Source organism: Paenibacillus sp. 1A_MP2 (assembly GCF_052244825.1).
Lineage (GTDB): Bacteria > Bacillota > Bacilli > Paenibacillales > Paenibacillaceae > Paenibacillus > Paenibacillus vandeheii.
Genome location: NZ_JBQQCS010000001.1, coordinates 6,806,512 through 6,832,184, shown reverse-complemented (window position 1 = coordinate 6,832,184; position 25,673 = coordinate 6,806,512). Strand labels below are relative to the sequence as shown.

The 25,673-nt window shown below is 48.3% G+C and carries 21 protein-coding genes and 4 pseudogenes; 14 read left to right on the top strand and 11 right to left on the bottom strand.

The features are described 5' to 3' along the window. Positions 1-24: 24 nt before the first annotated feature. Entirely contained in the window at positions 25-876 is an 852-nt protein-coding gene (locus ACTWJ7_RS33560; RefSeq protein ID WP_301882029.1) for a helix-turn-helix transcriptional regulator, read from the bottom strand. A 269-nt stretch (positions 877-1,145) separates the two neighbouring features. Between ACTWJ7_RS33560 and ACTWJ7_RS33555 the strand changes: the two genes are divergently transcribed. Further along, positions 1,146-1,604, top strand: a complete 459-nt coding sequence (locus ACTWJ7_RS33555) for a cupin domain-containing protein (RefSeq protein WP_301882027.1) — start codon at positions 1,146-1,148, stop codon at positions 1,602-1,604. Between the two features lie 88 nt (positions 1,605-1,692). On the opposite strand, the gene ACTWJ7_RS33550 is transcribed toward ACTWJ7_RS33555, so the two are convergent. After that, positions 1,693-2,520: an aldo/keto reductase gene (locus ACTWJ7_RS33550; RefSeq protein ID WP_301882025.1), complete on the bottom strand. Its 828-nt coding sequence runs from the start codon at positions 2,518-2,520 to the stop codon at positions 1,693-1,695. A gap of 336 nt (positions 2,521-2,856) precedes the next feature. Here ACTWJ7_RS33550 and ACTWJ7_RS33545 point away from each other — a divergent pair, with 336 nt between their 5' ends. The 4 genes from ACTWJ7_RS33545 to ACTWJ7_RS33530 all read left to right on the top strand — a co-directional run bounded on the left by ACTWJ7_RS33545 (position 2,857) and on the right by ACTWJ7_RS33530 (position 6,474). Beyond that, positions 2,857-4,113: a DUF445 domain-containing protein gene (locus ACTWJ7_RS33545; protein WP_079348649.1), complete on the top strand. Its 1,257-nt coding sequence runs from the start codon at positions 2,857-2,859 to the stop codon at positions 4,111-4,113. Between the two features lie 416 nt (positions 4,114-4,529). Continuing rightward, on the top strand, positions 4,530-4,811 hold the full coding sequence (locus ACTWJ7_RS33540) for a hypothetical protein (RefSeq protein ID WP_301882023.1): 282 nt from the start codon (positions 4,530-4,532) through the stop codon (positions 4,809-4,811). Between the two features lie 83 nt (positions 4,812-4,894). After that, complete coding sequence (locus ACTWJ7_RS33535) at positions 4,895-6,145, top strand: lipase family protein (protein ID WP_443146452.1); 1,251 nt, start codon at positions 4,895-4,897, stop codon at positions 6,143-6,145. Positions 6,146-6,201: 56 nt separating this feature from the next. Beyond that, positions 6,202-6,474 carry a hypothetical protein gene (locus ACTWJ7_RS33530; protein WP_024632294.1) on the top strand — a complete coding sequence of 91 codons (273 nt, stop codon included), beginning with the start codon at positions 6,202-6,204 and terminating at the stop codon, positions 6,472-6,474. Between the two features lie 202 nt (positions 6,475-6,676). Here the strand turns inward: ACTWJ7_RS33530 and ACTWJ7_RS33525 are convergent, their stop codons facing one another. From ACTWJ7_RS33525 to ACTWJ7_RS33505, 5 genes are all read right to left on the bottom strand, one after another. Further along, positions 6,677-7,447, bottom strand: a complete 771-nt coding sequence (locus ACTWJ7_RS33525) for a YcnI family copper-binding membrane protein (protein ID WP_301882020.1) — start codon at positions 7,445-7,447, stop codon at positions 6,677-6,679. A 276-nt stretch (positions 7,448-7,723) separates the two neighbouring features. Next, positions 7,724-9,439 (bottom strand): copper resistance CopC/CopD family protein, encoded by a 1,716-nt coding sequence (locus tag ACTWJ7_RS33520; RefSeq protein ID WP_301882019.1) that lies wholly within the window; start codon positions 9,437-9,439, stop codon positions 7,724-7,726. A 159-nt stretch (positions 9,440-9,598) separates the two neighbouring features. Further along, positions 9,599-10,255 carry a response regulator gene (locus tag ACTWJ7_RS33515; protein WP_301882018.1) on the bottom strand — a complete coding sequence of 219 codons (657 nt, stop codon included), beginning with the start codon at positions 10,253-10,255 and terminating at the stop codon, positions 9,599-9,601. 1 nt (position 10,256) lies between these two features. Further along, positions 10,257-10,871, bottom strand: coding sequence for a sensor histidine kinase (locus ACTWJ7_RS33510; protein ID WP_443146289.1), 615 nt, complete (start codon positions 10,869-10,871; stop codon positions 10,257-10,259). A 66-nt stretch (positions 10,872-10,937) separates the two neighbouring features. Beyond that, complete coding sequence (locus ACTWJ7_RS33505) at positions 10,938-11,084, bottom strand: hypothetical protein (RefSeq protein WP_443146288.1); 147 nt, start codon at positions 11,082-11,084, stop codon at positions 10,938-10,940. A 303-nt stretch (positions 11,085-11,387) separates the two neighbouring features. On the opposite strand from ACTWJ7_RS33505, the gene ACTWJ7_RS33500 reads away from it, so the two are divergent. Further along, positions 11,388-11,555: a hypothetical protein gene (locus tag ACTWJ7_RS33500; protein ID WP_162842449.1), complete on the top strand. Its 168-nt coding sequence runs from the start codon at positions 11,388-11,390 to the stop codon at positions 11,553-11,555. A gap of 129 nt (positions 11,556-11,684) precedes the next feature. Here the strand turns inward: ACTWJ7_RS33500 and ACTWJ7_RS33495 are convergent, their stop codons facing one another. The 3 genes and pseudogenes from ACTWJ7_RS33495 to ACTWJ7_RS33485 all read right to left on the bottom strand — a co-directional run bounded on the left by ACTWJ7_RS33495 (position 11,685) and on the right by ACTWJ7_RS33485 (position 16,084). Next, on the bottom strand, positions 11,685-13,517 hold the full coding sequence (locus tag ACTWJ7_RS33495; RefSeq protein WP_285078996.1) for a bifunctional diguanylate cyclase/phosphohydrolase: 1,833 nt from the start codon (positions 13,515-13,517) through the stop codon (positions 11,685-11,687). Positions 13,518-13,770: 253 nt separating this feature from the next. Continuing rightward, positions 13,771-14,402: pseudogene (locus ACTWJ7_RS33490) on the bottom strand (DUF5317 domain-containing protein). A gap of 239 nt (positions 14,403-14,641) precedes the next feature. After that, positions 14,642-16,084 carry a hypothetical protein gene (locus tag ACTWJ7_RS33485; RefSeq protein ID WP_301882012.1) on the bottom strand — a complete coding sequence of 481 codons (1,443 nt, stop codon included), beginning with the start codon at positions 16,082-16,084 and terminating at the stop codon, positions 14,642-14,644. A 276-nt stretch (positions 16,085-16,360) separates the two neighbouring features. Between ACTWJ7_RS33485 and ACTWJ7_RS33480 the strand changes: the two genes are divergently transcribed. The 6 genes and pseudogenes from ACTWJ7_RS33480 (at position 16,361) to ACTWJ7_RS33455 (ending at position 22,639) form a co-directional block, all read left to right on the top strand. Then, positions 16,361-17,392: a BMP family lipoprotein gene (locus ACTWJ7_RS33480; RefSeq protein WP_024632286.1), complete on the top strand. Its 1,032-nt coding sequence runs from the start codon at positions 16,361-16,363 to the stop codon at positions 17,390-17,392. A gap of 300 nt (positions 17,393-17,692) precedes the next feature. Continuing rightward, a pseudogene (locus ACTWJ7_RS33475) lies at positions 17,693-19,191 on the top strand (ABC transporter ATP-binding protein). Further along, positions 19,188-20,255 (top strand): ABC transporter permease, encoded by a 1,068-nt coding sequence (locus tag ACTWJ7_RS33470; RefSeq protein WP_024632283.1) that lies wholly within the window; start codon positions 19,188-19,190, stop codon positions 20,253-20,255. Before ACTWJ7_RS33475 ends, ACTWJ7_RS33470 begins: the two are co-directional and overlap by 4 nt. Beyond that, positions 20,239-21,161: pseudogene (locus ACTWJ7_RS33465) on the top strand (ABC transporter permease). The gene ACTWJ7_RS33470 and the pseudogene ACTWJ7_RS33465 overlap by 17 nt, the downstream one beginning before the upstream one ends. Before the next feature lie 46 nt (positions 21,162-21,207). Next, a complete protein-coding gene (locus ACTWJ7_RS33460; RefSeq protein ID WP_079348664.1) occupies positions 21,208-21,879 on the top strand; it encodes a sulfite oxidase-like oxidoreductase in 672 nt (223 codons plus the stop codon). A gap of 1 nt (position 21,880) precedes the next feature. After that, positions 21,881-22,639 (top strand): nucleoside phosphorylase, encoded by a 759-nt coding sequence (locus tag ACTWJ7_RS33455; RefSeq protein ID WP_301882005.1) that lies wholly within the window; start codon positions 21,881-21,883, stop codon positions 22,637-22,639. 188 nt (positions 22,640-22,827) lie between these two features. On the opposite strand, the gene ACTWJ7_RS33450 is transcribed toward ACTWJ7_RS33455, so the two are convergent. Next, complete coding sequence (locus ACTWJ7_RS33450; RefSeq protein WP_301882003.1) at positions 22,828-23,715, bottom strand: LysR family transcriptional regulator; 888 nt, start codon at positions 23,713-23,715, stop codon at positions 22,828-22,830. A 208-nt stretch (positions 23,716-23,923) separates the two neighbouring features. On the opposite strand from ACTWJ7_RS33450, the pseudogene ACTWJ7_RS33445 reads away from it, so the two are divergent. Continuing rightward, positions 23,924-24,813, top strand: a pseudogene (locus ACTWJ7_RS33445) (DMT family transporter). Positions 24,814-24,965: 152 nt separating this feature from the next. Beyond that, positions 24,966-25,577, top strand: coding sequence for a hypothetical protein (locus ACTWJ7_RS33440; RefSeq protein WP_301881999.1), 612 nt, complete (start codon positions 24,966-24,968; stop codon positions 25,575-25,577). Positions 25,578-25,673: the final 96 nt, after the last annotated feature.

The window sequence follows — 25,673 nt, the reverse complement described above, 5'->3', positions numbered from 1 at the left end:
GGATTCGCCAGTCGCTGGAACGACCTATCGATGTTCTTTACGATAGCGAAGCGGCGTAGTCCCGGTCACCTGTTTAAACGTTTTATTAAAATGGGCTGTATGCTCAAATCCAACCTTCTCCGCTATCATTTGCACCCGCTCCTGAGTGGACAGTAAACGTCTCTGTGCCTCCCGAACCCGTGTAACACGCAAATATTCGCTGAAGCGAAATCCGGTAAAACGGCTGAACATCCGGCTCAAATAGGATGGACTGATGTAAAATCGTGCTGCGGCCTCTTCCAATGTAAGGGGCTCGGTATAATGATTGTTCACGTAAGTAACGATTTCACTGATTTTATCCTGCATGGGATGAGGCGAAACCGGAGAGGACTGCCGAGTATGCTCTTCGACCCGGTGGATGAGGATCAGGACCTGGGTGAGCAGGCTTCTCACCACGATTTCGTAATGAGGTCGGCGCTCCTTGCATTCTTGCAGCATCTGCCACAGCATTCGTTCGATCTCGGCTTGTTCCGCATCAGGAAAATGCAGCATCCTTGAACGATCAAAAGGAAGCAGACCACATATTCCGAGCTCCATCCCGGTGGCAAATGAAGGCGAGAATCCGATCAGAATTCGTTCAAAGCCGGGAATGTTTCCTTTGGATGTTGTATGTTCATCATGGGGATTGATCAGGATCAAATCACCTTTGCGGGCGGTAAGAAGCTGACCATTCATGGAATAAACCCGTTCTCCTTCAAGCAGATAGTACAGTTCGTAAAAAGGATGCGCGTGAGGCTGTGGCATAGCGTTTCCATCGTGTCTGCTCATGTGTTCAATGGTGAATGAATTCTCGCCAATCCGATATTTGGGTCCAATCCGATCTTCTATAACACTCATAACCCGTCTCCCCTCTGCGCCAGCTGATCTACGGTTAATATCCATATCATAACGGAAAATCCAGTTTGTTGTAAACGCTATCATTTGGATGAGGGGCCACCCGGGCTAAATGAATAGAGCTGGTTGTGATTGTTATTGGAATGATTTTGGGCAAGCCTATATATGCTGTAAAGGTGACAAAAGTCTATTCATGTTTTACAGTAGGGGGAGTGGGGCTAAACTCTGGATAGGAGTGTCTCCAATTTGATTTGGAAGGAAGGAAACAGAATATGACGACACATGAATTATCGCCACTCGTTGCTGCACTGAATATGCAGCCACATGTTGAAGGTGGTTGGTATAAGGAAGAATGGAAGGCATCGTATCAGATTCCGCAATCCGTATTGCCGGATACATACTCAGGCCCTCGCTTCTCGGCAAGTTCGACGTACTTCCTGCTGCACTCACATGAAGTTTCGGAATGGCATACCGTTTTGTCCGACGAACTCTGGTTGTGGCATAGCGGCAGTCCAATTGAATTGAAATTGGGCGGCAACGGGGAAAACCCAGGAAATGAAGAAGTACACGTGCTGGGTATGGATATTGCTGCTGGGCAATCACCGCAGGTGCTCGTTCCAGCCGGAGTATGGCAAACAGCACGTCCCCTCGGTGATGAGCCTGTACTGGTAACGTGCGTTGTAGCGCCAGGTTTCCATTTTGATGATTTCAAATTGGTTTCCAAGGGTTAATATAACCATGAATGAACAAGCAAAATCCCGATCAGGTGCGTGTGCATCCGAATCGGGATTTTTAGATGGTTGATATCCTGATTATAGGTTAAAAGTTAAAGTTGTCCGGATCGGAACCAAAGCGCTTGTTCTCGTTCAGTTGACTAATACGTTCCATTTCTTCCGTGGTCAACTCGAAATCATACAAGTCCGCATTATCGCGAATGCGCTGTGGTGTGATGGATTTAGGTATGGTCACGATGCCATTTTGCAGATCCCAACGCAGAATGACTTGTGCGGGTGACTTGCTGTACTTGGCAGCAATATCCTGAAAAAGCGGATGCTCCAGCAGATGTCCCTGACCCAGTGGAGACCAGGCTTCAATCTGGATCTGATGTTTGCTGCAATACTCCCGAAGCTCTGTTTGGATCAACAGCGGATGCAGTTCCACCTGATTCACAGCAGGTTTAATGGTGGCATCGGTCATCAGGTCCTCCAGATGGTGAATCTGGAAGTTACTCACCCCAATGGCGCGGATGCGTCCTTCCTTATGGAGCTTCTCCAGCGCTCTCCATGTATCCTTGTACTTGCCTTTGACAGGCCAGTGGATCAAATAGAGATCCAGATATTCCAGTTCGAGACGTTCCATGCTTGCTTCAAAAGCAGCCAGTGTGGATTCGTAACCTTGGTCCCCGTTCCACACTTTGGTGGTAATGAACAGATCCTCACGGGCGATTCCGGATTCACGAATACCTTGAGCTACACCCGTTTCGTTGTTATACGCTTTCGCTGTATCGATACTGCGATAACCTGCCTGAATGGCCGTTTTAACGGCTTCAACCACTTCTTCTCCGTCTTTAACTTTGAATACGCCAAAACCCAGCCAAGGCATTTTGACTCCGTTGTAAAGTGTCGTTGTATCCTGCACGTGTTTCATGGTCCGAAATTCCTCCTCTGATTCATTCATTATTTCCTTATGTAATTACCCTGCTGATCGCCAGCCAATCTTAAATGGAAGGCCGTCTGTATTGATTATACTAAAACCTTTTTGGTAATGGAAAAGAATACGACCATTTCGATAGGAAAAACCCCTCATTTATCCTTTTTCACCAGCCAGAGGTTTGGATTTGACGCGTACGGGTGATAAGATGAAGTATACGAAATATGGAAACAGAAGCTTTCCTATTGAAGAGATCACCTAAAGAACAGAGGAGCACGGGAGCGTAGGCTGTCATTGAACCCGTGTGATTAACGATAAAGGAGTAAGAATACAATGGCTAAACCTAAACAAACCAAAAAAGCAGCAGCCTGGTCTCTCGTCGTTATGGGGGCGGGGTTTGCCGCGTCGTTGCCTTTTCAGGGCGGTGTTGTAGGCAAACTGCTGGTAGGCTCATTTGAAGCGGGGTTGGTAGGTGGACTTGCGGACTGGTTCGCTGTAACAGCGTTGTTCCGTCATCCACTGGGTATTCCGATTCCCCATACGGCATTGCTGCCCAAAAATCGGGACAAATTGACGGAAGGCCTCGTTTCCGCAGTGGAAAATAACTTGTTGAACAAGGATAGTATCACCGAGAAAATTGCGGGTTTCAAGGCGGCAGAAATCGTTCTGGACACCATGAAACGGGAACTTCACAACGATGGAGTCAAAAGTATGATCGATACACTCTGCAAACGTATCCTTGCAGGCCTGCCGTTGGAGCAGATCGCTCCACTGGTTGCGGGTGAGATCAAATCACAGGCGGGTGCCTTCGACCTGGGTCCGATTCTGGAACGGGCTTCGATCCAGATGAGTGAGCGTGGATATGATGCCAAAGCGCTGGACTACGGTCTGAAACAGGCAGAGGAGTGGCTGGTGAAACCGGAGACCATCATGTTTTTAGGCGAAAGCGGCTTAAAGGCGATCAGCGGAATCCAGATGAATGGATTAATGCAATTTGCGATGAATGCGTTCATGGGCTATCTGAACGAGGAGCGTATGGGCAGCATTTTGCAAGGGTATCTATTTGATCGGGTAGAGGACATGAAGCGGGAAGGCAGCGCCCTTCGTTATAAAGTGCTTGATCTAATGCGAACCCAGGTGGTCCGGCTAGCGATGAGTGAGCATGTGCAGGATGGAGTCAACGGCTGGAAAAACAACATGCTGGACGGATGGAACGCAGAGGAAACCGTGCTGAACAAACTGGTCGAATTGAGGGATAAGGCGCTTACTGCGATGGAAGATGGTCAGTATGTGGATACGTACGCGCTGCCTGCGATTGAGCGAGTATTGTCTGATCTGCGCTCCGATGAAGCATTGTTGGCAGGGTTGAATGCGAAGATTGTGGAAGGCGTAACGACGCTGCTGGAGAAAAACCATTCCAAGATCGGCAACCTCGTGCGTGAAAATGTCGACAAAATGGATAATGCCTCATTGATCTCGTTAATTGAGGATAAGGTAGGACAGGACCTGCAATGGATTCGAATTAACGGGGCCGTTACCGGCTTTGTGATCGGGATTGCACTGACCGCGCTGCGGATGGTATTGGAGTAAAGCATGGATAATGGCAAGTTTAGGGCCGCTCTCTGGAGCAGGCTCTTTTTTTGTATAAGCAAAATAAAAAATCATGGAACTGATACAAAATCCAGGGAAATGGGTAATGTACACCGAAATGCCCTATTGGAATCATTTAGGAACAAAGTTACACAAAAACGATGCTAACAGCCGATGTGATCCTGTTGATTTTGTACTATGATGCAGATAACAGAAGAAAAGGGTGGATATACGCTGGCTCCTTATTGCATAGGCTACATCATGATGAAGCTTCTGCGAGAAATGTGACCAGAAGTTCAATATGGACATTCATGAATAGAAAAGAAAAGGTGATTGATATGAGGTTGAAGCGACAACTCGCATGTGTATTTTTGTTGACCATACTATCCACTTTCATTTTGGGAGGGTGTCAGAATATGAAGGAAAGTGAAAAACAGGCTTATTTTAAAGAAGCGGAAGCCGAAGCTGTAACATATCTGAAAAATAAATATGAACTGGATGTAGTCATCACGAACAAAGAGTTGTTACCTGAGATGGCGCTTGATTCGATTGCTATGGAAGGACATGTGGTTGCTCATGAAGAGCAAGAATTTACGATCTCGTATGACTATGAGGACAAAAAAATCAAAAACTTTGGCATGAGTCCAGCAATAAAGGAAGCCATCATCGCTAAGGGCTATGAGCCGTTTAACAAATAAAATCATAATTCAGGATGGATTTTCTTGGAGGTGCAGCGGTTGTGAGTAAATCACCGAAGATTGATGATGAAACATACAACAAGATGTCTGAATTAGCTTACGAGAATCTGAAATCAGGTATTGAGTTCGAGAATCTTCCCGGATGGCAAGTTCTAGAGGATACACACGGAAACAAAAAATCCGGTTTCGATGCGGTGACATTCTATAATCCGGAGACCAAACAGGCGGTTATCGCTTATCGGGGTACAGAGGGAAGTGCGTCGTTGGATCGCAGTACCCCTGATTATTATGCGGATGCTCAAATTGGTTTGCCTGAGCTTGGCCGAAAAATCGAACAAAGTACAAACCTGACGCCAGATTGGCTGGCTCATGGAATCCAGAAGGTAAGAGATGTTACCGGGATCACTACGGTAGAGAATGCTGTGGGGGAACTGGATAAAAAGCTGGATAAGACCATCGGACTGGGCCCCAATCAAATGTATGAAGCGGAAGACTACGCCAGAGATATGCAGAAAAAATACAAGGACTTGGATTTTTCGCTGACAGGACATTCGCTTGGCGGAGGGAATGCCCAGTATGCAGCTGCTTACACAGGACTATCCGCGGTGACGTTCAGCGCGCCATCCGTGATATCCAGTCTCACGCCAGAGGCGAAACGAAAGGCTGAAGAGGGTGGTTTTGATAGTCAAATCATCAACTATGGGCATCCCGGAGATTTTGTAACCAGCGGATTTTTTGGTGGATACGATCGTCATGTAGGCTCCATGTATTACATTAATTCCAACTACAAGGATATGAATGATGACATGGGCATGTGGGATAAAATCAGTAACACCTTTGGTGGCGAAGAGTATCACGGCCTGAAACAGTACAAGTTCGAGAACGGCTATATTTCCAACGATCTATATGATCCGGTTACAGGCGAGCAAATCAGTTATTCACCACGTCAGCCGTCCAATGTCCTGTCCGATCTGGCGGCATTCATGTGGAATCTGGGTGGGCAAGCAGGCAGCCTTGCAAGAAGCATGGGCGCAGCAGCAGGGGGATCTGGCCTGATTCAGGTAACGCCAGAAGAACTCAAAAGTGTTGCAGGCCGATGGAAGCAGAATGCACAGCAGTGCAATGCAGAGTTGAATAAGGTGCGAAGTCGGATGGCCCAATACCTGCATTCCAGCCGAAGCCGCAGGCTCGAACCTATCGTCACCCAGCTGGATGCATCTATTAACGAATTGAGCACATGGCATATGAAGCATACGAGCCAGTTCTTGAACTTTATTGAAGAGAAGGCCAAAGCATTTCGTCAGGCGGATGAGAGTCAGGTCAGTTTTAAATAGAGTTTTGCGCAAAGGGTATGGCGAGTAGAAATTACATAAGGGAGGGAGGAACGCGAGTGAGCGGTCAATTGCTGGTTGAGTTGAATGATCTCCGAATTGCTGAAAAGGAATTAACCCAGCTGCTTGCCCGTCTCCAGGCTGATGAGCAGGAGGCAAGAAGCCTATACAACCGTCTCGACGACTGGAAGGGCCAATCGGCTGATTATACAAGGCAGCAGATCGAAGCGTTCTTCGCAGGTCTGTCTGGACGGATACAGTCCATTGAACAACAGAAGAAGAACTTGCTGCAATATATTGAAATCATGATCCAGACGGATCAGGAACGGTAAAGGAAAGAGTCGTAAGGGTGCCGTAAGTGCGTAAATGAAGCAATTCTAGCCAGTGGTGGTAAGTATGAGTTTGGAATTGAAGTCTGCGCGAGCATACAGATAACAAAAAGGAGCCTTGGCACATCGGGAATAGACCCGTATGCCAAAGGCTCCTTTCTTTTCTATCTACATAGTAGACTGCAGGTTAACTCTCAATTAACTCTTAACGTTTTTTGCGGCGGGTTGCCAGAGCGATTCCCAGGAAGGACATGATCAACGCCAGGATCGATACGATCAGTGTTGCCTGTTGCAGCTTCAATGTGCCTGGGTCTGAATCCGTGTTGTTTGGCTCACCCGTAACGGTGTCGTTCAACGCGTCACCCAAAGTGGTATCGTCGTTTGCTTTTGTATCATCACCTGTTGCTGCTTTATCATCATGACCCGCATTACCAGCAGTGCCTGCACTATCATGACCTCCGCCTGCAGCAGCATTACCTGTAGCCGCAGGATCTTGGCTGATGGCTGTGATGCTGTGCGGGTTGCTGTCACTTGGTTCGCCTGTCCACTCCACGATGCTACCATCGCTATAATACTGGAATGCATCCCAAGCTACTTCTGTTTCGGTATCCGGATTCTGTGCTACGAAGTTGAATTGCTGGAATTGACCAGCCAGAATTCCTTCGTTATCTCCGTCCACTTCCCAAGTGATTGACGTTACTTCATTCGCATCATTTTTTTCGGTAGAGATTTTCCAGCCTGCTAGTGGTTGGTATTGCTTGAATGCAACGCCTTGCGGTACTTTCAGCGTAACTTTGGTGGTAGGCAGCTCTTTTTCGGATGGAATCTTGATGCTATACGTCTGCCATGCACCTGTCTGTGCCACGGTTGGGTTAACGGTAACGTGTGCACTGGCGAATCCGGCGAACAGCATCAGCGCAGCGGCTCCAGCAGTAAGGCTGGATGTCAGTTTGGAAGTCCATGATGTTTTTTTCAAAATAATTTACCCCTCTCAATTTCTTATCATTTATGTTTCGGCCCATTTTCTAAAATAAGTGCCTGATGTGCAGCAAAGTCACCGTTCCGGTTACGAATCGTTCTTTCAATCGCTGTTATTCCCAGATTTTTTGGATTCACTTTATAAGTGAAAATCCGGGAATAAAGGCGAACGTTGCACTTTTCCAGAATCGATTTCGTCCCCTTCACTACAATTGCAGCTTGTTGAGACACTGATTTTAGATTGAGTCGCGTTTCAAATCTGAATGGCTTATACCTACGGATTAGCGGTGTCGATCTCAAATTCGCTATCCAGCGAATCCAGGGTTCGAGTTAGCAGATGCACCTTGATGTTCCAGCGTCCTCGCATGGAGATATATTCTTCTGCCTCATATACGCCAGTATCATTTTTTGGAATCGTAATCTCGTAAATGCCCATATCCATATCCAGGTGGGTCAGTGACAGTGTGATCTGTTCCAGATCGTTGACTGTACTGCCGTCCGGTTTCTTCACGTCAACCTTGAACTGGTTCTCACCGGTACGATTGGGACTTACCTGAAGCGTAATCGTAGTTCCGTCATCCATAGTCTGCACTTCTTTATAAGGCCCTACGGCTGCCGGTTGTCCGGGTGACAGATGTGTCAGCACGGCAGCAAGCGCAAGGACGACGGCTCCGGCAATCAGTTCGGCCTTCAGACTTCCAGCGAGTCGGTTGCCGCTGCCTGCACGTGCCATTCTGGCATGACGCCAGGCTAATACAAGCATCACAACAAGCAAGACAACTTTGGCGATAAGCACAAGACCATACGCCGTTGTAAACAGGGACGTAAGTATAGGTGCTGGCAAAATAATCAGGCTGCTATATATTCCCGTAGCGACGAGAGCAGCAACAGCACCAATGCCCCAGGCTGTAAAGCGCCGGATAGCTGTCCAATAGACCTCTCCTCGCACAGTGGAAGGCAGTTTATCTGCGAGCGGAGGCAGGCACACGGCCATGGCGGTTAATGCCCCGATCCAGAAAGCGGCTCCGATCAGATGAACGAAGTCCATTGCGATGGCGAGCGCGCGTTGTTCTGCCGCAGCCGGATGTCCGGTCATGGCATGGGTGAACAACCAGCCAAGAACGAGGACGAGTGATCCGTAGGAGGACCAGATGCGGGTACGCAGTGAGCGATCCCGGTCATAGCCGGAAAGGATGGTAACCGCCAGCAGCATCACAATGAGCATTTGTACCATCCAGATCTGGCCAAATGACGTCAATTTGAGTGCACTGCCCATCAATGCCCAGCTGAACTCCCCGATGGCAACGCCTGATTCATACAATGTGTTCAGGGGCAGGCTGATCAGAGCGGCAGCAGAAGCGGCGCCATAACTGATCCATAACAGCCTGTAGCTTCCTGGGACTTCCAGCGGCTCCCTCGCCATGGACTGAGGGGCAATTCGGAACAGCAGGAAAGCAAGTGTGCCCAGGATCACAGACAACGCAAGATATTGAATCCAGTCGGTCAGCGACAAAATCCATTTTAACGGTCCGCCAGCCTGGCCTGAACCTGAGGCTAAATCCGCGAAACCGGCAGGAGCGCCGGATGGTTCCCCGATGTGAAACACATAGGCTCCCTGAATTGGGTGACCATCGGCAGATACGGCCTTCCAATTCACAGCGTAGGTTCCGTTTCCAAGTCCGGTCCGCAGACCGGTCTCCAGAATATGAGGACGATCCTCATCGACATGCACATTCCCGTCATCTGCCTGTGTTCCGTCCGGTGCGGTGATTTTAATATCAAAAAAGGCCGTTTGCAAAGACTCGTTAAACTCCAGAGTCAGGCGTTCTGGTGCAGTCGCCACCAGTTCATTTTCACCCGGTGAGGCCTGCACGATATAAGCATGGGCAGATGCCCATTGCGGCATAACAAGGCAGCACAATAACATCAGGGCGACCATCAGTGCCCAGTGCCGTTTGCCCAATTTCATGGTGAATCTACTCAAAATCAAAAAATCATCACCCTTAGGTCTAGAATTGTAAGTCATTCTTTGTCAACCAAGCACAATCTATACCATTATAACTTTGTCCAAAATAACACCGTATGACTACATTGGGCTATAAAAAAACGAAATGATCCATAGAATTGTGACAAAAACATGAATGCTCCTCTATTTCCGAAGCTTACGACCCGCCAGTCCGCTTTCCAATGCATAGCGGGTTAGCTGTACACGATTTTCGAGCTGCAATTTTTGTAAAATATTCTTCAGATGGTTCTTCACCGTTTGGTCCGAAATGCCAAGTTGGTCGGCAATCTCACGATTGGTATATCCCGCAGATACCCATTGCAAAATCTCAAGCTCCCGCGTAGTCAGCGGATTATCGGGTACATCTTCAGTGCGAGGCGCAGGGAACTCTTGGAGAATTCGATAGGCAAGCTCCTTGCTCAGGGGTGCATCATCGCTGACGATGGCGCGAAGGTATTCGAGCCAGGTGGAGGGAGCCAGATTTTTGAGCAAATATCCTTGAGCCCCCTGCTTCAACGCTTCAAACAGGTACGTGACATCATCCGATACCGTGACCATGACGATAATGACATACGGAAAGCGCAGTTTGATCTGCCGGGTGGCTTCGAGTCCATCCATATCTGGCATCTGTACATCCATCAGGATAAGATCGGGCATCCATTGCCCGGTAAGCTCCAGCGCTTCCTTTCCATTCGAAGCGGTCCCAATCACTTCAAACAGGCTATCCTCGGATAAAATACTGCAGATCGCTTCACGCGCATGCGCGTGATCATCGACGACCAATACCCGTACAAGTTCCATATTAATCATGCCCCTTTCCAATCGTTATTCGTGTGTAGCCTGGCCTTGAATCGAGGGCGAAAGACCAGCCCATCTGAGCTGCACGTTCCTTCGTAATTCGCAGGCCGTACCGATCCTTCAAGTGAAGCGGATCTCCGCTCACACCAACACCGTTATCCTGAATGAAGATCGACCAGACAAAAGGAGTTCCTTCTGCAATCACCCGAGTATCTGTAGCCCGGGCATGTTTGCGAACATTGAGCAGTGCTTCACGAATGCAGGCGAGCAGCTCCACCTGCTCCTTTGGGGAGAAGAAGGTGCTGTCCAGATCCCACTCCAGACGCGCCGAAGGCACCGTCTCTTGTACAAGCAATTCCACCTGTGACAGCAGGGAAGTTCCCTCTGGTACTGCCGCTTGTCCAGGGACATAGCGAAGCTGGGCAATGGCCTGCCGTACATAGGCGTTAACCTCGTGTACGGTTTTGCGGATGTCTTGGATTTCATTCTCGTAACCACTTCCAGCTAAACTGCGCTCGGCCTTGTCTGTTTTTACCGACAGGAGAAAGAGACTGCGAGATGCCGTCGTGAAGCTCCCGAGCCAGTTGATCCCGAGCTTCGAGTGCCGCTTTGGAGGCACGCTCCTGTTCCAGAGCAGCCCTGGCACTTTCCAGCATGTTGAATAAGCGACTTAGCAAGGTGACGCTTATGAGGTAAAGGATAAGGGGGTAAGCCAGTTACCCGCATCCATGGAAAGGTAGGGCATCAGGAATTGATGACGGATGTATTCCCAGAGGCCAACCGTGAATGTGGGGACCAGCAGAATCATCCATTTAATTTGTTTGTATGACATGAATACAGAACTCCTTTGATATAAGGTCCACTTTTATATGTATCCGTTTCGAGGGTTGGCACCATTATAACGCATGCTTGCTTCAGACCCTAGTCTGGCTTTCTTTGAAGGAACCTCGGTGGATAAGGGAGCATTTAGAAGGATATCTAAGAACAACATAGGGTGAAATTATGTCACGCAGGGTGAGCCTTGATGAGTACAGATGAGCGGGGCTGTATCCATTTTCCCTATTGGAGGAGGTCCTCTATACTTATATAGAACACAAATTCATTACAAAAGATGTTAAGGAGTGAACGCAACAACATGAATCAAGAGGTATTGGAACGTCGCAGCGAGTTGCTCAAGAAGAACATTCATCAAATGCTTCTTCAAGACAATCAGCACGGAATCAGTCGTCAGGATAACATGTTTTTGCAGCAGATGATTAAAGAGCTGCATCAGACTTCACACGAAATGAATACCACTCGATAACGCAGAATCTGCACAAGAATAAAGTAGTCTCGTGCATGATTCATTCCATGATGAACATGAAAATGGCGCTATCCCCGATCAGACCGGGGGTAGCGCTTTTGGCTTTAATAAGGGGATATTCGGTGAGCGTTACAAAAGTTGCTGTTGCACGGTTCGTTTCTGAATATATCGGATGAACAGCTCGGCTAGCTCAGGATCGAACTGTGAACCGGAGCACATCTGCAGTTCCTTGATTGCTTCATCCACATTTTTCGTTTCCTGATATGGTCGCTCCGTTGTCATTGCATCGAAGGAATCAATTACTGTGAGCATCCGGCACAACCGTGGAATCTCAGAGCCTTTCAGGCCATAAGGGTAGCCTGCCCCGTCATACCGTTCATGATGCAATTCGATATAGGGAATGAGATCGGCAAAACGCTCGTTGGTCATAGCCATCTTTTTGCCCCAGGTGACATGGCCCTTGATCGTTTCCCATTCCTCAGCGGTAAGCTTTTCTTTCTTATTCAGGATGGACCACGGAATTTCGAGCTTTCCGATATCATGAATCAGTGCACCCAGCACGAAATTTCGCTTTTCCACATTATCGAGCTCCAGCAACTCACTTAAATCGAGGGCATATTTATATACGCGTTTGGAATGTTTGAATGTATCCATATCCTTATATCTGAACAAGTTGAGCTGCTGCTCAATATCGCGCACATCCTGGACCAGATCAATCTCATGCTCCATGCCGTCATTGCTGCCGTGGCGATGCACATTGTTTTTGCCTTGTTTCTTGGCATAATATAGCGCTTTATCCGCCTGATCCACGAGTTGTGACTTGTTGTACATATCAACCTCATAACGCGCAACACCTGCCGAAAAGGAGAGGCAACCGTGCGGAAACACTTCAACTCCTTCAAAAGGGGTGTCGTTCAGCTGCTTGCGCAACTTGTTCATGAACGCATAGGCCTCGTCCAGATCCATGCCTGGCATAAGCAGGGTGAACTCTTCGCCGCCATAACGAAAGGCGGTGACCTGAGTGCCCTCCGTCTTCCGGATGAGGAAATCTCCGAGCAGGGCCAGCAGACTGTCGCCCTGGAGATGACCGAAGCGGTCGTTATACTTTTTGAAATCATCAATATCGATGAGTCCCAGCGAAAGCGGGGTTCCTTGGGAACGGGCGTTACCAAGCTCGCTCTCCAGCATACTTTCAAAATGACTGTGGTTGAACAAACCTGTGCGTTGATCCGTATTCGCCTTTTCCTCAATACTCTGATACATCACGAACAGCTGTTTGAACGCATGCGATAGCAGAATGCTAAGACTGAGGTAGAGCAGCAGGCCGAGAACACCGTTGTGCACAACGAGAATGGTCAACACGAGCGCCAAAATCAATGTACATAAATAAACGAGCAGTGATTCGGTGACGAACACACGCTTCATCTGCTGTAATGCATCCTTTGTCGAGAAATGAAAGAACAGCCCTAGCGTGATCGTATTAATGATGAAGTAGGCTGCAAGTGCCGCAAAATAGGGCAGCAGGTTATATCCATCCAGTGCTCCCGGAATTCCTCCAGTCCAAGTGAATACGTAAGCGGCTCCAGCAATCATGAGGCTGTAGATGCTGAAATTAACGATATGCTTCCACCAGGCGAGTTTGCGATCCTTGATTAACAGTATGAGGGAAACGGGTAGCAGTACAGACAGACTGAATGCACCACCAAACATGAAGATACAGGCGAGGTACACGGAAGAGTCCATGGATTGCTGATTGCCTTTGGGCGGAATCTGAAACGTGAAGTAATCCAAAATCAGCGCCGCACCGAGCATCGTGTATACCATTACCCATTCGTCAGAGGATAGATGGAGATAAGACAACTTGTTCATATACAGAAAAATACCGATGCCTGTGCAGCTAAGCAACACAACATACATGGTGCTCCGATCTGCTTTATGGATAAGGTTACGAATAAAGTTCATAAAAATTCTCCTGCTTGGTTTAGTCTGCTCTTGATGTGAATATATCGGCTTGTACTATATTGATGTATAACATAACAAGTTACCTCCCAAAAATCCAGAAAGAAAAAACAGGCCGCTGGCAGCCTGTTTGTCATGGTTGGCGAGTATATGTACTAGCCGCCCAGCTTGTATCCCGAAGTCAATGCAACAACGACAGAAGCTACGATGATTGCGTTGATAACGAGACGAGAATATTTAATGCCTTCGAATTTTTTCATGGAAAAGACCTCCCTTCCTTGGAGTCTGTCCGAATCTCTTCAGGCCTGATGGAATTCACTGGCTTCAAAGCTTCTCCGGTTCGATTCACCATCATGTACTGGATAAACAGGAATATGCCAATGTTCATGACCACATCGCCGATGCTGATCACCTGTGTCCTCGGATAAGGACTGGACAGCGGGATGATATCGCCCAGAAACGAAAGATGTGTGGAAGCATCCATCATATAGTGCTTGGATACCGCTCCGCCTTCGCGCAGCATGTCCACATAATAGGGCCCAAGAACAGCAGAGGCATCCACGGAAACCGGCATACGCCCCCCATTTACCGCCATGACGATGAAATTGAGGAAAACACCGATCCAGATCAGCGTGAAACCCTTGTAATGTCGATTAAGCCACAAAAATGCTAAGCCTGTGACATAAACGGCAGCAAACAGGTATCCGTTGATGGATGCAACCCAATCAAGTCTTTCCTGCAAGTAAAAGATGAAGAACTGAGCCAGCAGCAGCACCGGGAATATCCAGCCGCCTCGCAGCTTGAGAGCTGCAAACTGGTGGAGACCATACCGAAATCCTCCCGGAACAGTCCAACGATCAAGCCGAGCAGAATGCCATCGTATACCATGATTAACTCCTGTCTTACAGATATGTGTAAATGTAATTGCGTGTTTGTGTACCTATGTTATTCGACCTTTTACTGGTAAATCCTGCAATGAAATTATTTTTTTTGAGAAGAATTTTGCAAAAAAATAAAACAAAAACCGCCTTTACGAACCAATGGGTCGAATCCATGGGAAAGTTCGGTAAAGACGGCTTTATATTATGTCAAATTGCGAGTTTTAATTCACTTGGTATACGTTCAGTTTATTCTGATTCCCCGTTCAGATAATTGAAGAACGGTTGGTCCACCCAGAAGGTGTAACTGGAAATGTCCGCATCAGGGGCCAGCTTACGGAATCCTTCTTGAATTGCCTTGGAATTCTCCTTAAGGGAGAAAGATTGTGCATAATAGTTGCCAAGCGAAATTTTATTGTTGGCGATGACTGGATATTCCGCCTGAGTGGTTGGTGAGTAATACAGCGGCTGCCACCAAGAAGCATGAATTAAGGCAGAGGTGTCATCGCTGTTCTTTTTGGCATACTTCAATATAATGTCGTTGAAGCGGGCTTTGTCCGCTGTGTTATTGAATTCAAACTGAATGTCATATTCTTTGGCATAGGCAATGTAATTGCCATTCTCGATCTGGGTAACCTTGTAATCCGGTGTTTCTTTGGGCTCTCCCCATTCCTTCAAATAAATGAAGGCAGAAGTCTTCGGCTGGAATTGTACGTCCGCATCGATGCCTTCACTACGCAACAATCCAATTAACTGTACCGCGTGTTTAATATCATCATGCCCGTAAGTTAAGGTCAGTTCATCGATGAAGTTGGAATCGAAGCGACTGTCTTTAAGATTGTAACCTGTAACGAGATCATCCCGCAGTGCTTGATCCACAATGGTCCGAAGTTCCGGTGCTTCGATTAGATCAGCGGTGCGATAGGCAGCGTACAATTTGGAGTAAATGTCAGTATCGCCAGAACGACCAATTTCATTTTTGTATTTGCCCTGACTGGTCAATACCCGTCCAAGCAAGATGTTGGCAAAATCAGAACTTGCTTCGCCGCCCTTACGGAGAGCGGGGTACAGGCTTTCCGGGATCAAACCGGTATCAATGGCAGCGGCCAGCTCCTGCGCCGCTTGTCCCTCAATGCGACCTGGGCTAATGCCCAGTTTAGCAAGTGCCTTTGTTGTTTTGTCTTCAGGATATGTATAGGCCAGCTCTTTGAATCCGGCTGCTTTGACTGCGATGAAGACAGCAGCATAAGTGCTCAGTTTGTCATTGGCACGCACTTCCGTACCGGACAGGATACCGTTGTTATATAAGGAAACGGCAGCTTTATACGCAGAATCATTGGAGTTCAGATCAGTGAAGGCCGGAGCCTTGACTTCACTGTCACTTGCTTCATCTGTAGCAGGTGCAGCTTGACCTGTTCCAAGAATGGCAGCAATTGCTTTGATGAAGTCACCCTTGGCTAACTTCTGCGGCAATTGGATATTGTATTTGGCCTGCAGGAATTGGGCGTAATCGGCTGCACTCTCGGTATAGACTGAAGGAGCTTGAGCTACCGGTCCTTTAACCGCCTGTGAGGTAGTTTGTCCGGCGGGAGTAGCCGATGCTGCGGATGCCGAAGCGGGCAAGCTGAGACTGCTGAGTGTAACCGGAGCGGCGAGCAGAGCGGCCAGTGTGATCTGGGTGATTTTTTTCAAATGAATAGCCTCCTCAAAATAGGATAGGAAAATAAACAAGCTTGCGTTATAATTCTGACAAAACCTATCTGAATATAATAATTGGATTGACTTTAGCATGGGGCAGCTTCGGATGTCAACGGAAAAAAACTTGGTTTAGAGCGCCTTCCGACGCTTTGTAGAATGTAAATCAGCTATTTTATTCCGTTTAGTGTATACGCTCAAAGATTTATTGACAAGGATCGACAGTATCCGCTAGGATTATAAAAAAGAATTGTGAAAAGGGGAAAGTTCAAAATGAAAAGAGGTTTATCGTTCGTCTTATCGATCATGATGGTGGCTATTTTGCTGGCGGCTTGTGGAAATTCTGGTTCCAAAGACGAACAATCGGCTCAAGGTGGCGATAGTGAAAAATCACTACGCATGGCACTTGTCCTTCCTGAAAAAATTGGGGTCAACCCGTTCTTCGTACAGATGGATGAAGGTTTCAAAAAAGCTGGCGAGGAATTCAAGGTAGATACCAAAACGATCGAATCGACTGACCCGGCTGCATTTGAGCAAAATCTGCGTGCTGCAGTAGCTGAGAACTATGATCTGATTATTACAGCAACTTTCCAGGCAGAAGATGCATTGAAAAAGGTTGCTGCCGAGAATCCGGACAAGTCCTTTGCCATTGTAGACACAACCGTTGACCTGCCTAACGTTCGTAGCGTTGGTTTCCATGAATATGAAGGAGCGTACCTGCTTGGTGCAGCTGCTGGACTGTCTACGAAAACAGACAAAGTCGGCATGATTGCTGCGATGGACGTTCCATTAATCAAGAAATATACAGAAGGTTTCAGAGCCGGTCTGGAATCGGTTAACCCGGATGCGGAATTCCTCGTGAACTATGTTGGTGGATTCAATGACCCGGCCAAAGCAAAAGAGCTGGCGTTGGTACAATTCGGCAAAGGCGCTGACTTCATTGCTGGAGCATCTGCTGTAGGCGATCTGGGTGTGTTCGAAGCCGCGAAGGAAAAAGGCTTCTATACTTCCGGTCAGGATACGGACCGTACTGTTGAAGATCCAGAACATATCGTATTGTCTCAATTGAAGTCGACCGATACGGTTGCTTATCAGACCGTGAAGGATTTCGTAGAAGGAAACTTCAAAGCGGGTGCTGTAAATTATGGCTTGAAAGAAGATGGCGTAGGCCTGACTTATGTAACACGTGATAGCGAATCTCCATTGAATGCTTTTGTTGGACAAGAAGTAATCGACAAGGTTAAAGCGATCAAGGATGATATCGTATCCGGCAAAATCGTTGTAAAAGATCCATTGCAACAGTAGTAATCTTTGTTCCATAGGATGGATTAATTGAGTTGATCAGCCGGCTGCCCGATCAGGCAGCCGGTTTTGCTGCTATTACAATGAACTATATATGTTCAACTGAACATTTACCCGATAACGGAGAGGACAGAAAAAACCTGGAGAAGCGAAGCGTTCGCCTTTATCCCCGGATTTTCCCCTTTGGAAAAAAAATAAAAAAATCTGGGGATAAGCGATCGGAAGGTTGTTCTGTCATCATAGTGGCTAGTGTAAATATGCTTTAGTTGAACGTATATAGACCGAGAGGAGAGAACGCGAGATATGCTGTTGGAGATGGAGCAGATTACGAAGAAATACGGCGGCTTCACCGCTAATCGGGACATCCGTTTTAATTTGCGAGAAGGAGAGATTCATGCCCTCGTGGGTGAGAACGGAGCCGGTAAAACAACCCTGATGCGTATGTTGTATGGAATGGAGCAACCGACATCAGGCACAATCAAAGTTCGTGGACGTGAGGTAAGCTTCGCTACCCCGTCTCAGGCCATGGCAAGCGGTATCGGCATGGTGCACCAGCATTTCATGCTGTTTCCTTCCTTTACGGTTGCTGAGAACATCGTGATCGGCCGTGAACCGTCTGCTGCAGGTGTATTTGACCGTAAACAGGCAGCGGCCCAGGTGAATGAGCTGGGTAGAACGTATGGCATGCCAGTTGATCCGTGGAAAAAGTATATGAATGCCCTCTGGGCATGCAGCAGCGAGTTGAAATTCTCAAGGTGCTGCATCAGGGCGCAGATATCATTATATTGGATGAACCTTCAGCGGTACTGACACCGCTGGAAGTGAAAGAATTGCTCGCGAATATGAAATCTCTCGCCAAGCTGGGCAAAACCTTTGTATTGATTACGCACAAGCTGCAGGAAGTCATGGATGTGGCAGACCGGATCACGGTTCTTCGTGATGGTCAGGTGACAGGTACGCTGGAAGCGAAAGATACGAATGTGGAGGAGTTATCCCGCTTAATGGTTGGACGTGAGTTGGTACGTATGGACAAGCAGCCATCCGTTCCGGGAGAAGCGGTGCTTCAGGTGGAAGCAGTGAGTCTGTCAGGGGCTGAGGACCGTTCCGCACTCAAGGATATTCATTTGGAAGTTCGGAAAGGTGAGGTCGTTGGAATCGCGGGTATTTCCGGGAACGGTCAGTCTGAACTAATCCAGATCATTGCCGGACTGCGCAAGTCGGATAGCGGCCGCGTCCTGCTGTCAGGGCAGGATACGACAAACTGGCCGGTGCGTCGCATTCGGGAACTTGGACTTGCCCATATCCCGGAAGACCGTTATATGTGGGGAGCGGCGAAGGATGCAAGCGTTCGTGAGAATGGCTTGATGGGCCATCATCATCGGCTTCAATCACGCGGTATCATTAAAGCAAAGGCAGCACGGACCATGGTGGAGAACTGGATCAAGCAGTTCAGCATCAAGACGGGTTCTGCGGAAACGAAGGCACAGTTCCTTTCCGGTGGTAACTTGCAGAAGCTGATTGCCGCACGTGAATTTGCCCAGGATACACCGTTTCTCATTGCGGCTGAACCTACACGGGGTGTAGATATTGGAGCGATGGAAACGATTCATGCCGAATTGCTGCGCAAACGGAATGAAGGTGCAGGAATTCTGCTCGTTTCATCCGAATTGTCCGAGATTTTGCAATTATCCGATCGAATCATTGTCATGTATGAAGGCGGAATCGCTGGGGAACTGAAGGCAGATGAAGCAACAGAAGAACAGATCAGCTTGTTGATGGCAGGAGGGAAAGAGCGGATATGAATCGGGTAAAAGAAACACTTCGCGGACTCGTACAGCCGCTGCTTGCCGTATTCATCGGTTTGCTGGCAGGTGCTGTAGCCATTCTGGTCGTAGGCGGGTCCGTGGTGGATACGTATGCGGAGATGTGGAAAGGGGCCTTCGGCAACTTCTACTTCTTCACCAACACATTAGCGCGTTCGACGCCAATTATTCTCGCGGGACTGGGCGTAGCACTGGCGTTCCGCGCCGGATTTTTCAACATGGGTGCCGAAGGACAGATGGTTCTCGGCGGACTTAGTGCAGCGCTGACGGCGCTCTACCTGCCGGGTCCAGGCTGGTTTGTCTGTATTGCAGCCATTGTGGCGGGGATCATTGCCGGTGGAGTGTGGTCGCTGTTTGCCGGTTGGCTGGATGCTCGCTTCGGTATGAATCTGTTGATCACAACGCTGCTGCTCAACTATATTGCGATTTATTTTGGAGGATACATGGTATCCTATCCGTTCAAAGACCGCACCGGATCGGCGGCGATGGCCCAGACGCCAATGATTGATCAGAGTGTCTGGCTGCCGAAGCTGTTCCAGGGCATGGGACTGCATGCTGGATTCATCATTGCTATCGTAGCGGCTATTCTCATCTACTGGTTCACACACAAGACGGTAACGGGTTATGAGATCCGCATGCTGGGGAGTAATCCTTCCTTTGCAACCTATGGCGGCGTGCGCCGCATTCGTATGATGATGCTGTCCATGATCATTAGTGGCGGACTTGCAGGTCTTGCGGGTGCAGGCGAAGTGTTGGGTACACAGTACCGTTTCCTTGATGGCTCGTTGTCATCTGCAAGTTATGCATGGAGCGGCATCATGGCAACCTTGCTTGCCCGCTCGCATCCGCTAGGAACAGCTGTGGCGGCAATTCTGCTTGCAGCGTTGCAGACAGGTGCCATGGGGATGGAACGGAATACGGATGTGCCGCTGGAAGTCGGCAGTGTCATCCAAGCGGTGTTGACGTTATTTGTATCGGCTCAGATCGGTTATTCATTCCTGAAGCGGAGAAAGGAGAAAAAGTCCAATGCAACAACTGTTTGATGCAGCCATGTTTGGCTCTACTCTGCGGATTATGACGCCGATTCTGCTTGCAGCGCTCGGTGGGGCTTTATGCTCTCGTGTCGGTCTGTTCAACGTGGGTCTGGAAGGACTCGTACTGATCGGCGCTTTCTCCGCTATTGTTGGTAACTATCTGTTCGGTAATGTACTGCTGGCCGTCATATTCTCGATTGTGATCGTTATGTTGTTCTCTGCGCTATTTGCCTTTATCAGTATTAATCTTAAGGCCAACGCGATAGTAGTCGGGATCTCGCTTAATTTTCTGGCGACAGGACTGACGACTTTTGCGCTACGGGCGATTTTTGACGTGAAGGGTGCGTACTACGACAAAGATATGGTGGGACTCCCCAAATGGGATATCCCTCTTATTAAGGACATTCCATGGGTAGGTGATGTCATCTCAGGGCATAGCCCACTCGTGTATCTCGGAATTATTATCGTAATTGCCTTGCAATTTTATCTGTTCAAAAGTGTCTCCGGGTTCCGTCTCCGCTCGGTTGGCGAGAATCCGGTAGCAGCACAGAGCATCGGCATCAAGGTGCGCGGCATTCAATATGGTGCAGTCCTGATGTGTGGTGTACTGTGCGCCTTGGCGGGTGCACAGCTATCACTTGGTCAGGTTACGATGTTTACCGAAGGCATGACCGCAGGTCGCGGTTTCATCGCATTGGTAGCGACTATGCTGGGCAAGCGAATCCGCTTGGCGTTATGGGGTCCAGTGTGCTGTTCGGGTTCATGGAAGCACTCAGTATCCGACTACAGGGCTTCGCGCTGCCAACTCACTTTACCATGATGCTGCCGTATATTGTGACACTGGTAGCGATGTTCTTTTTCAAAGATCGTACCTACACACAGGATGCACTGAAAGCGGGCGGAAGCTCGCGTTAATTCCTGAATGTTATGCTGGAAGCATATAAAGAAGGAGGAATCACACTTGCATAATAAGGCTGAACGTCTGAAAAAAACGAAAAGCCCGGCACCCAAAGCGGGTGCTGAGCACGGAGACCGGCTGCCGCCGGGGCAGGTACTGACCGAGAAGTTCCCGATTCTGCATGAAGGTGAAGTGCCTGAATATGACCTCGCGACCTGGGATTTGAAAGTATTCGGCGAGGTTGAAGAGGAGAAGGTGTTCTCCTTCGCCGAGCTTCAGGCGATGCCTCAAGTGAACACGGTGAGCGACATTCATTGTGTAACTCGCTGGTCGAAGTTTGATACACCGTGGGAAGGCATCCGATTCTCGGATTTCATCAAGCTTCTTGGCGTTAAACCCGAAGCGAAATACGTCATGATCCATGCGGATCATGATTACGAGACGAACGTTCCGCTCGAAGAACTGATGCATGACGATGTACTGCTTGCCTTTAAATTTAACGGTGAGCCGCTTACACCAAAGCATGGTTATCCATTGCGCTTGGTGGTTCCGCAACTCTACTTCTGGAAGAGCGCGAAGTGGATACGGGGGCTGGAATTCATGAAAGAAGACCGCAATGGCTTCTGGGAAGTTAATGGTTTCCATCATTTTGCCGATCCGTTCAAGGAGCAGCGCTTCTCGGGTGAAGATATTCCGATTCCGGAAGACGAATGGACGAAGAAGGAGTTTGATTAAGATGTTGATGCCTATTTTGCAAATTCATTCCGAAGATATGCCTGCATACGCCATTGTCTGTGGTGATCCGGCACGTGCGGAGAAGATTTCCCGTAAGCTGGAGCAGGCGAAAGAACTGGCGTTCAGCCGGGAGTATCGCACATTTGTTGGATTGTACGAAGGTGTACCCATGGCCGTGGTCAGTCATGGCGTAGGTTCACCCGGAGCGGCTGTTTGCTTCGAGGAACTAATCCGTGCAGGGGTAACGACCCTGATTCGTGTAGGTACAGCGGGCTCGTATACCGCTGATTATCCAGCGGGCAGTGTTATCGTCAGCACGGCCGCTGTGCGTACGGACGGGCTGACACGTCAGCTCGTACCGGATGGTTTTCCTGCGGTAGCAGACCTTGGCGTTACACAAGCGTTAATTGAGGCGACTCGTAAGCATGCAAGTGGAACGGATGCTTCGAGTGCGGGTAAAGTTGGCGTGGGCATTACCGTTACGCTGGATGCTTTCTTCACTGGGGTGGAAGAGATTCCTCACCGCAAGTACAAGCAGGCGGGTGCTCTTGCCGCTGAGATGGAGATTGCAGCGCTCTACATCGTAAGCACACTGCGCGGTGCTCGTGCCGGGGCGATTGTCGCTATCGACGGTTTTGCAGATAGCGACTTGGCGGCAGAGTATGATCCGCATACAAATGCGGTAGCTGATGCGGTTGAGCGTGAGATCGAAGCGGCGCTGCGTGCGCTGGCTGCACTCGCTCGCCAGGATCAGGCGTAAAGCTGAGATCATCGGGGCATTTTGTGCTGCTGCTGCTGCTGGTAAAAGAAAAACACTTCAATGATGTCCATCTAAGGTGGACAATATCAAAAGGGCGTCCCATAAGGTCATGTTCATGACCGATGGGACGCCCTTTTTGATTGGGAACAAGGAGCGACTGGCTCAACATTGGAAGGCCAATCGATCCGTTAACCTTGTCCAAACAATTGCTGCGCCGTCTCAATAAATAACCGGGATGCAGGGGAAGCATCGACAAGTGAAGGAACGGCAATCTCGATATTACGGTAGGCTTTCGGCTCCGTCGGGAGTGCTTTGACACCCGGAGGCAGCCAGGATAGAGAAATGGCAGGCAGCATGGCGGCTCCGAGACCCTGCTCAATCATGCTCAGACAAGTGTTTACGTTATACACCACAAATCCGAAATGTAATTCGGCATCTGCTCGATTGAATAGATCCACAATCGGCACTTCGTAACCGCCTTTGCAGATGATCATGGGGTGCTTGTCCAGCATTTGTACGGGCAGGGTTTCCTGATTTGCAAAGGGCTCATCGTTCCGAAACACAGCCAGCATCTCTTCGCTATACAGCGGGAGTGTCTCATAAGCCGTATCTATGGGCTCTTTGTCGGTTGCAATAATGAGAGCTACATCAATAGCCCGTGAGCTTAGCCATTCCTGAATTTCAAGGATGTTTCCCTCATGCAGCTCAAATTGTATCTGAGGATAGCGGTCCCGAATGGAGCGGATAATTTTCGGCAGCAGATGGGCTGATGACATGGGGAAAGAGCCAATGCGAATCGTGCCAATCTCCAAACCTTTTTCAGCGGCAACGACCTGCTGCACCTTATCAAATTGCTGTAAAATCCGGCGGAAAATGACCAAAATCCGCTGTCCCACATCCGTAAGCACGATGCCATTCCTGCGATCCCGTATGATTAGAGTGACATCTAGCTCATTCTCCAGCGAAGAAATGGCCCGACTGACTGCGGGCTGCGTCATATTTAGTTCCTGGCCTGCACGGGTGAAACTTCCCGTTTCTGCAATTTTCACGAATAACTGCAACTGTGAATTGTTCATATCAGAATTGGTATGCTCCTTATGATTAACATGCATTTCAATTATTATAATCATTATTGTATCATGGAGAAACGGAACGATCAAAGAACAGATGTATAACGGGTCTGGATCGGATTCCAAATGATTTGCAGGCACCTAGAGAGCGCGGGATAAAGTGTGATTGATTAAACTGTGCCTGTAGAAGTGTGCCGGATAGGAGAATAGACATATGGCTTTATCACGTGCAAAAGCAGGCTGGGTTCTGGCTTTTCTGGTACTCATGTGGGGAGTAAACTGGCCCTGACCAAATACGCATTAAATTTTACACCGCCGCTTATATTCGCAGGCATGCGCCTGTTAATTGGGGGGGTGGTGCTGGGGCTGTATGCTTTTCCCCGCTACAAAACGCTGAGACTGAAACAAACTTGGCATATCTATGCCATATCTGCGGTGCTTAATATTATCTTCTTCTACGGCTTTCAGACCGTGGGGCTGACGGAAGTGCCGGCAGGATTATTTTCATCCATCGTGTTCCTACAGCCTGTGCTGCTTGGAATCGGGGCCTGGTTGTGGCTGGGAGAGTCCATGTATGGAATGAAAATCGCCGGATTGGTGCTCGGTTTTGCGGGGGTGGCTACGATCAGTATAGGCGGCATGACAGGCAAAGTCTCACCTGAAGGGGTTATGCTGGGGCTGTTTAGTGCAATTAGCTGGGCGATCGGGACCGTATATATGAAGCGAACTTCAATGAAGGTCGATGGAATCTGGATGACAGCCATTCCGATTCTAATTGGTGGAGTTGTACTGACCTTAACGGGTACGGTCACAGAGAGCTGGGCTGATGTACAGTGGGTGCTTCCTTTTATACTGGATATGCTGTTTATCTCGGTGTTTGTCATTGCGTTGGGCTGGCTCGCGTTCTTCAAACTGGTCAGCTCTGGCGAAGCCAGCAAAGTAGGATCATTCACATTTCTGATTCCGCTGATTGCCCTGTTTTGCAGTGTACTGTTCCTGGGAGAGTCGGTGACGGTCAATCTGATCGCAGGTCTCGTTATGATCATAGCCAGCATCCTGCTTGTAAATGTTAAAGTAAAGGGCAGCAAGGTGGCGAAAATCTAAAGCTATGCGGTGAACTTTCTCGAATCGGCTGTTGTGGCTGAAAGGGAAGGTTCACCGTTTTTTGGTTAAACCTAGAAAAAGAAGAGGGGATGCAGGTACCATAGCGAATTGTATTTGCATGGTATTTCATTAAATTAGGAGGGTGATTAAATATGAGCTGGAGTGAATTTCGTGAAATCCCTAATGAATACAATGAAGAAGTACAGCAGATTGATGGGCAACTACTAAAGTTGGTTGCGGCAAGAAAGAATATAACCGGAGCTGTCCAATATCAGCCCCCTCAAGATACCATCGATCAATGGGTAAAATTATTGGATATGAAGGAGGAAGATATTCGATATGTTCTCCGTAGTGTGCAGCCGATGCCACAACGGCATTACTTTCCACGTGAGCCCCTTCAATTAACGGGTGTTGTGCCGATCATGAAGAAAACGATTAAAGATTCGTGTGAGTACATCATTACACATTCGATGCAGTATGAAGGCGAAAGTCTCGTATATGTGGAAATTCAATATAAGGGAAATGAGTCTGAACGTATACAGTTGGTGCCACACTTGGCTCTTGAGGTGTTGAGCGGACAGAGACATATGACTATGAGACAAGGCAGTCGTGGAGGAGGTGGGGAGACACAATTGAGTTTCCGAGTAGTTCCTGCCCTGCCTTTTTCTCTGGAAAACGTTCAATTCTCTTTAATTCCTTCTATACCAGAGTTGGAACACAAATTGGAGGAAGTCACTTTGGATAAACAGGTGGACTTCGATTAATAACGCCTTTCTCCTTTTCATAGGTTTCAATATGCTGCTCAATCAGATACTCAATTTGCATCGCGAATTTCACTTTTCATCAAAGTAAAATACAAA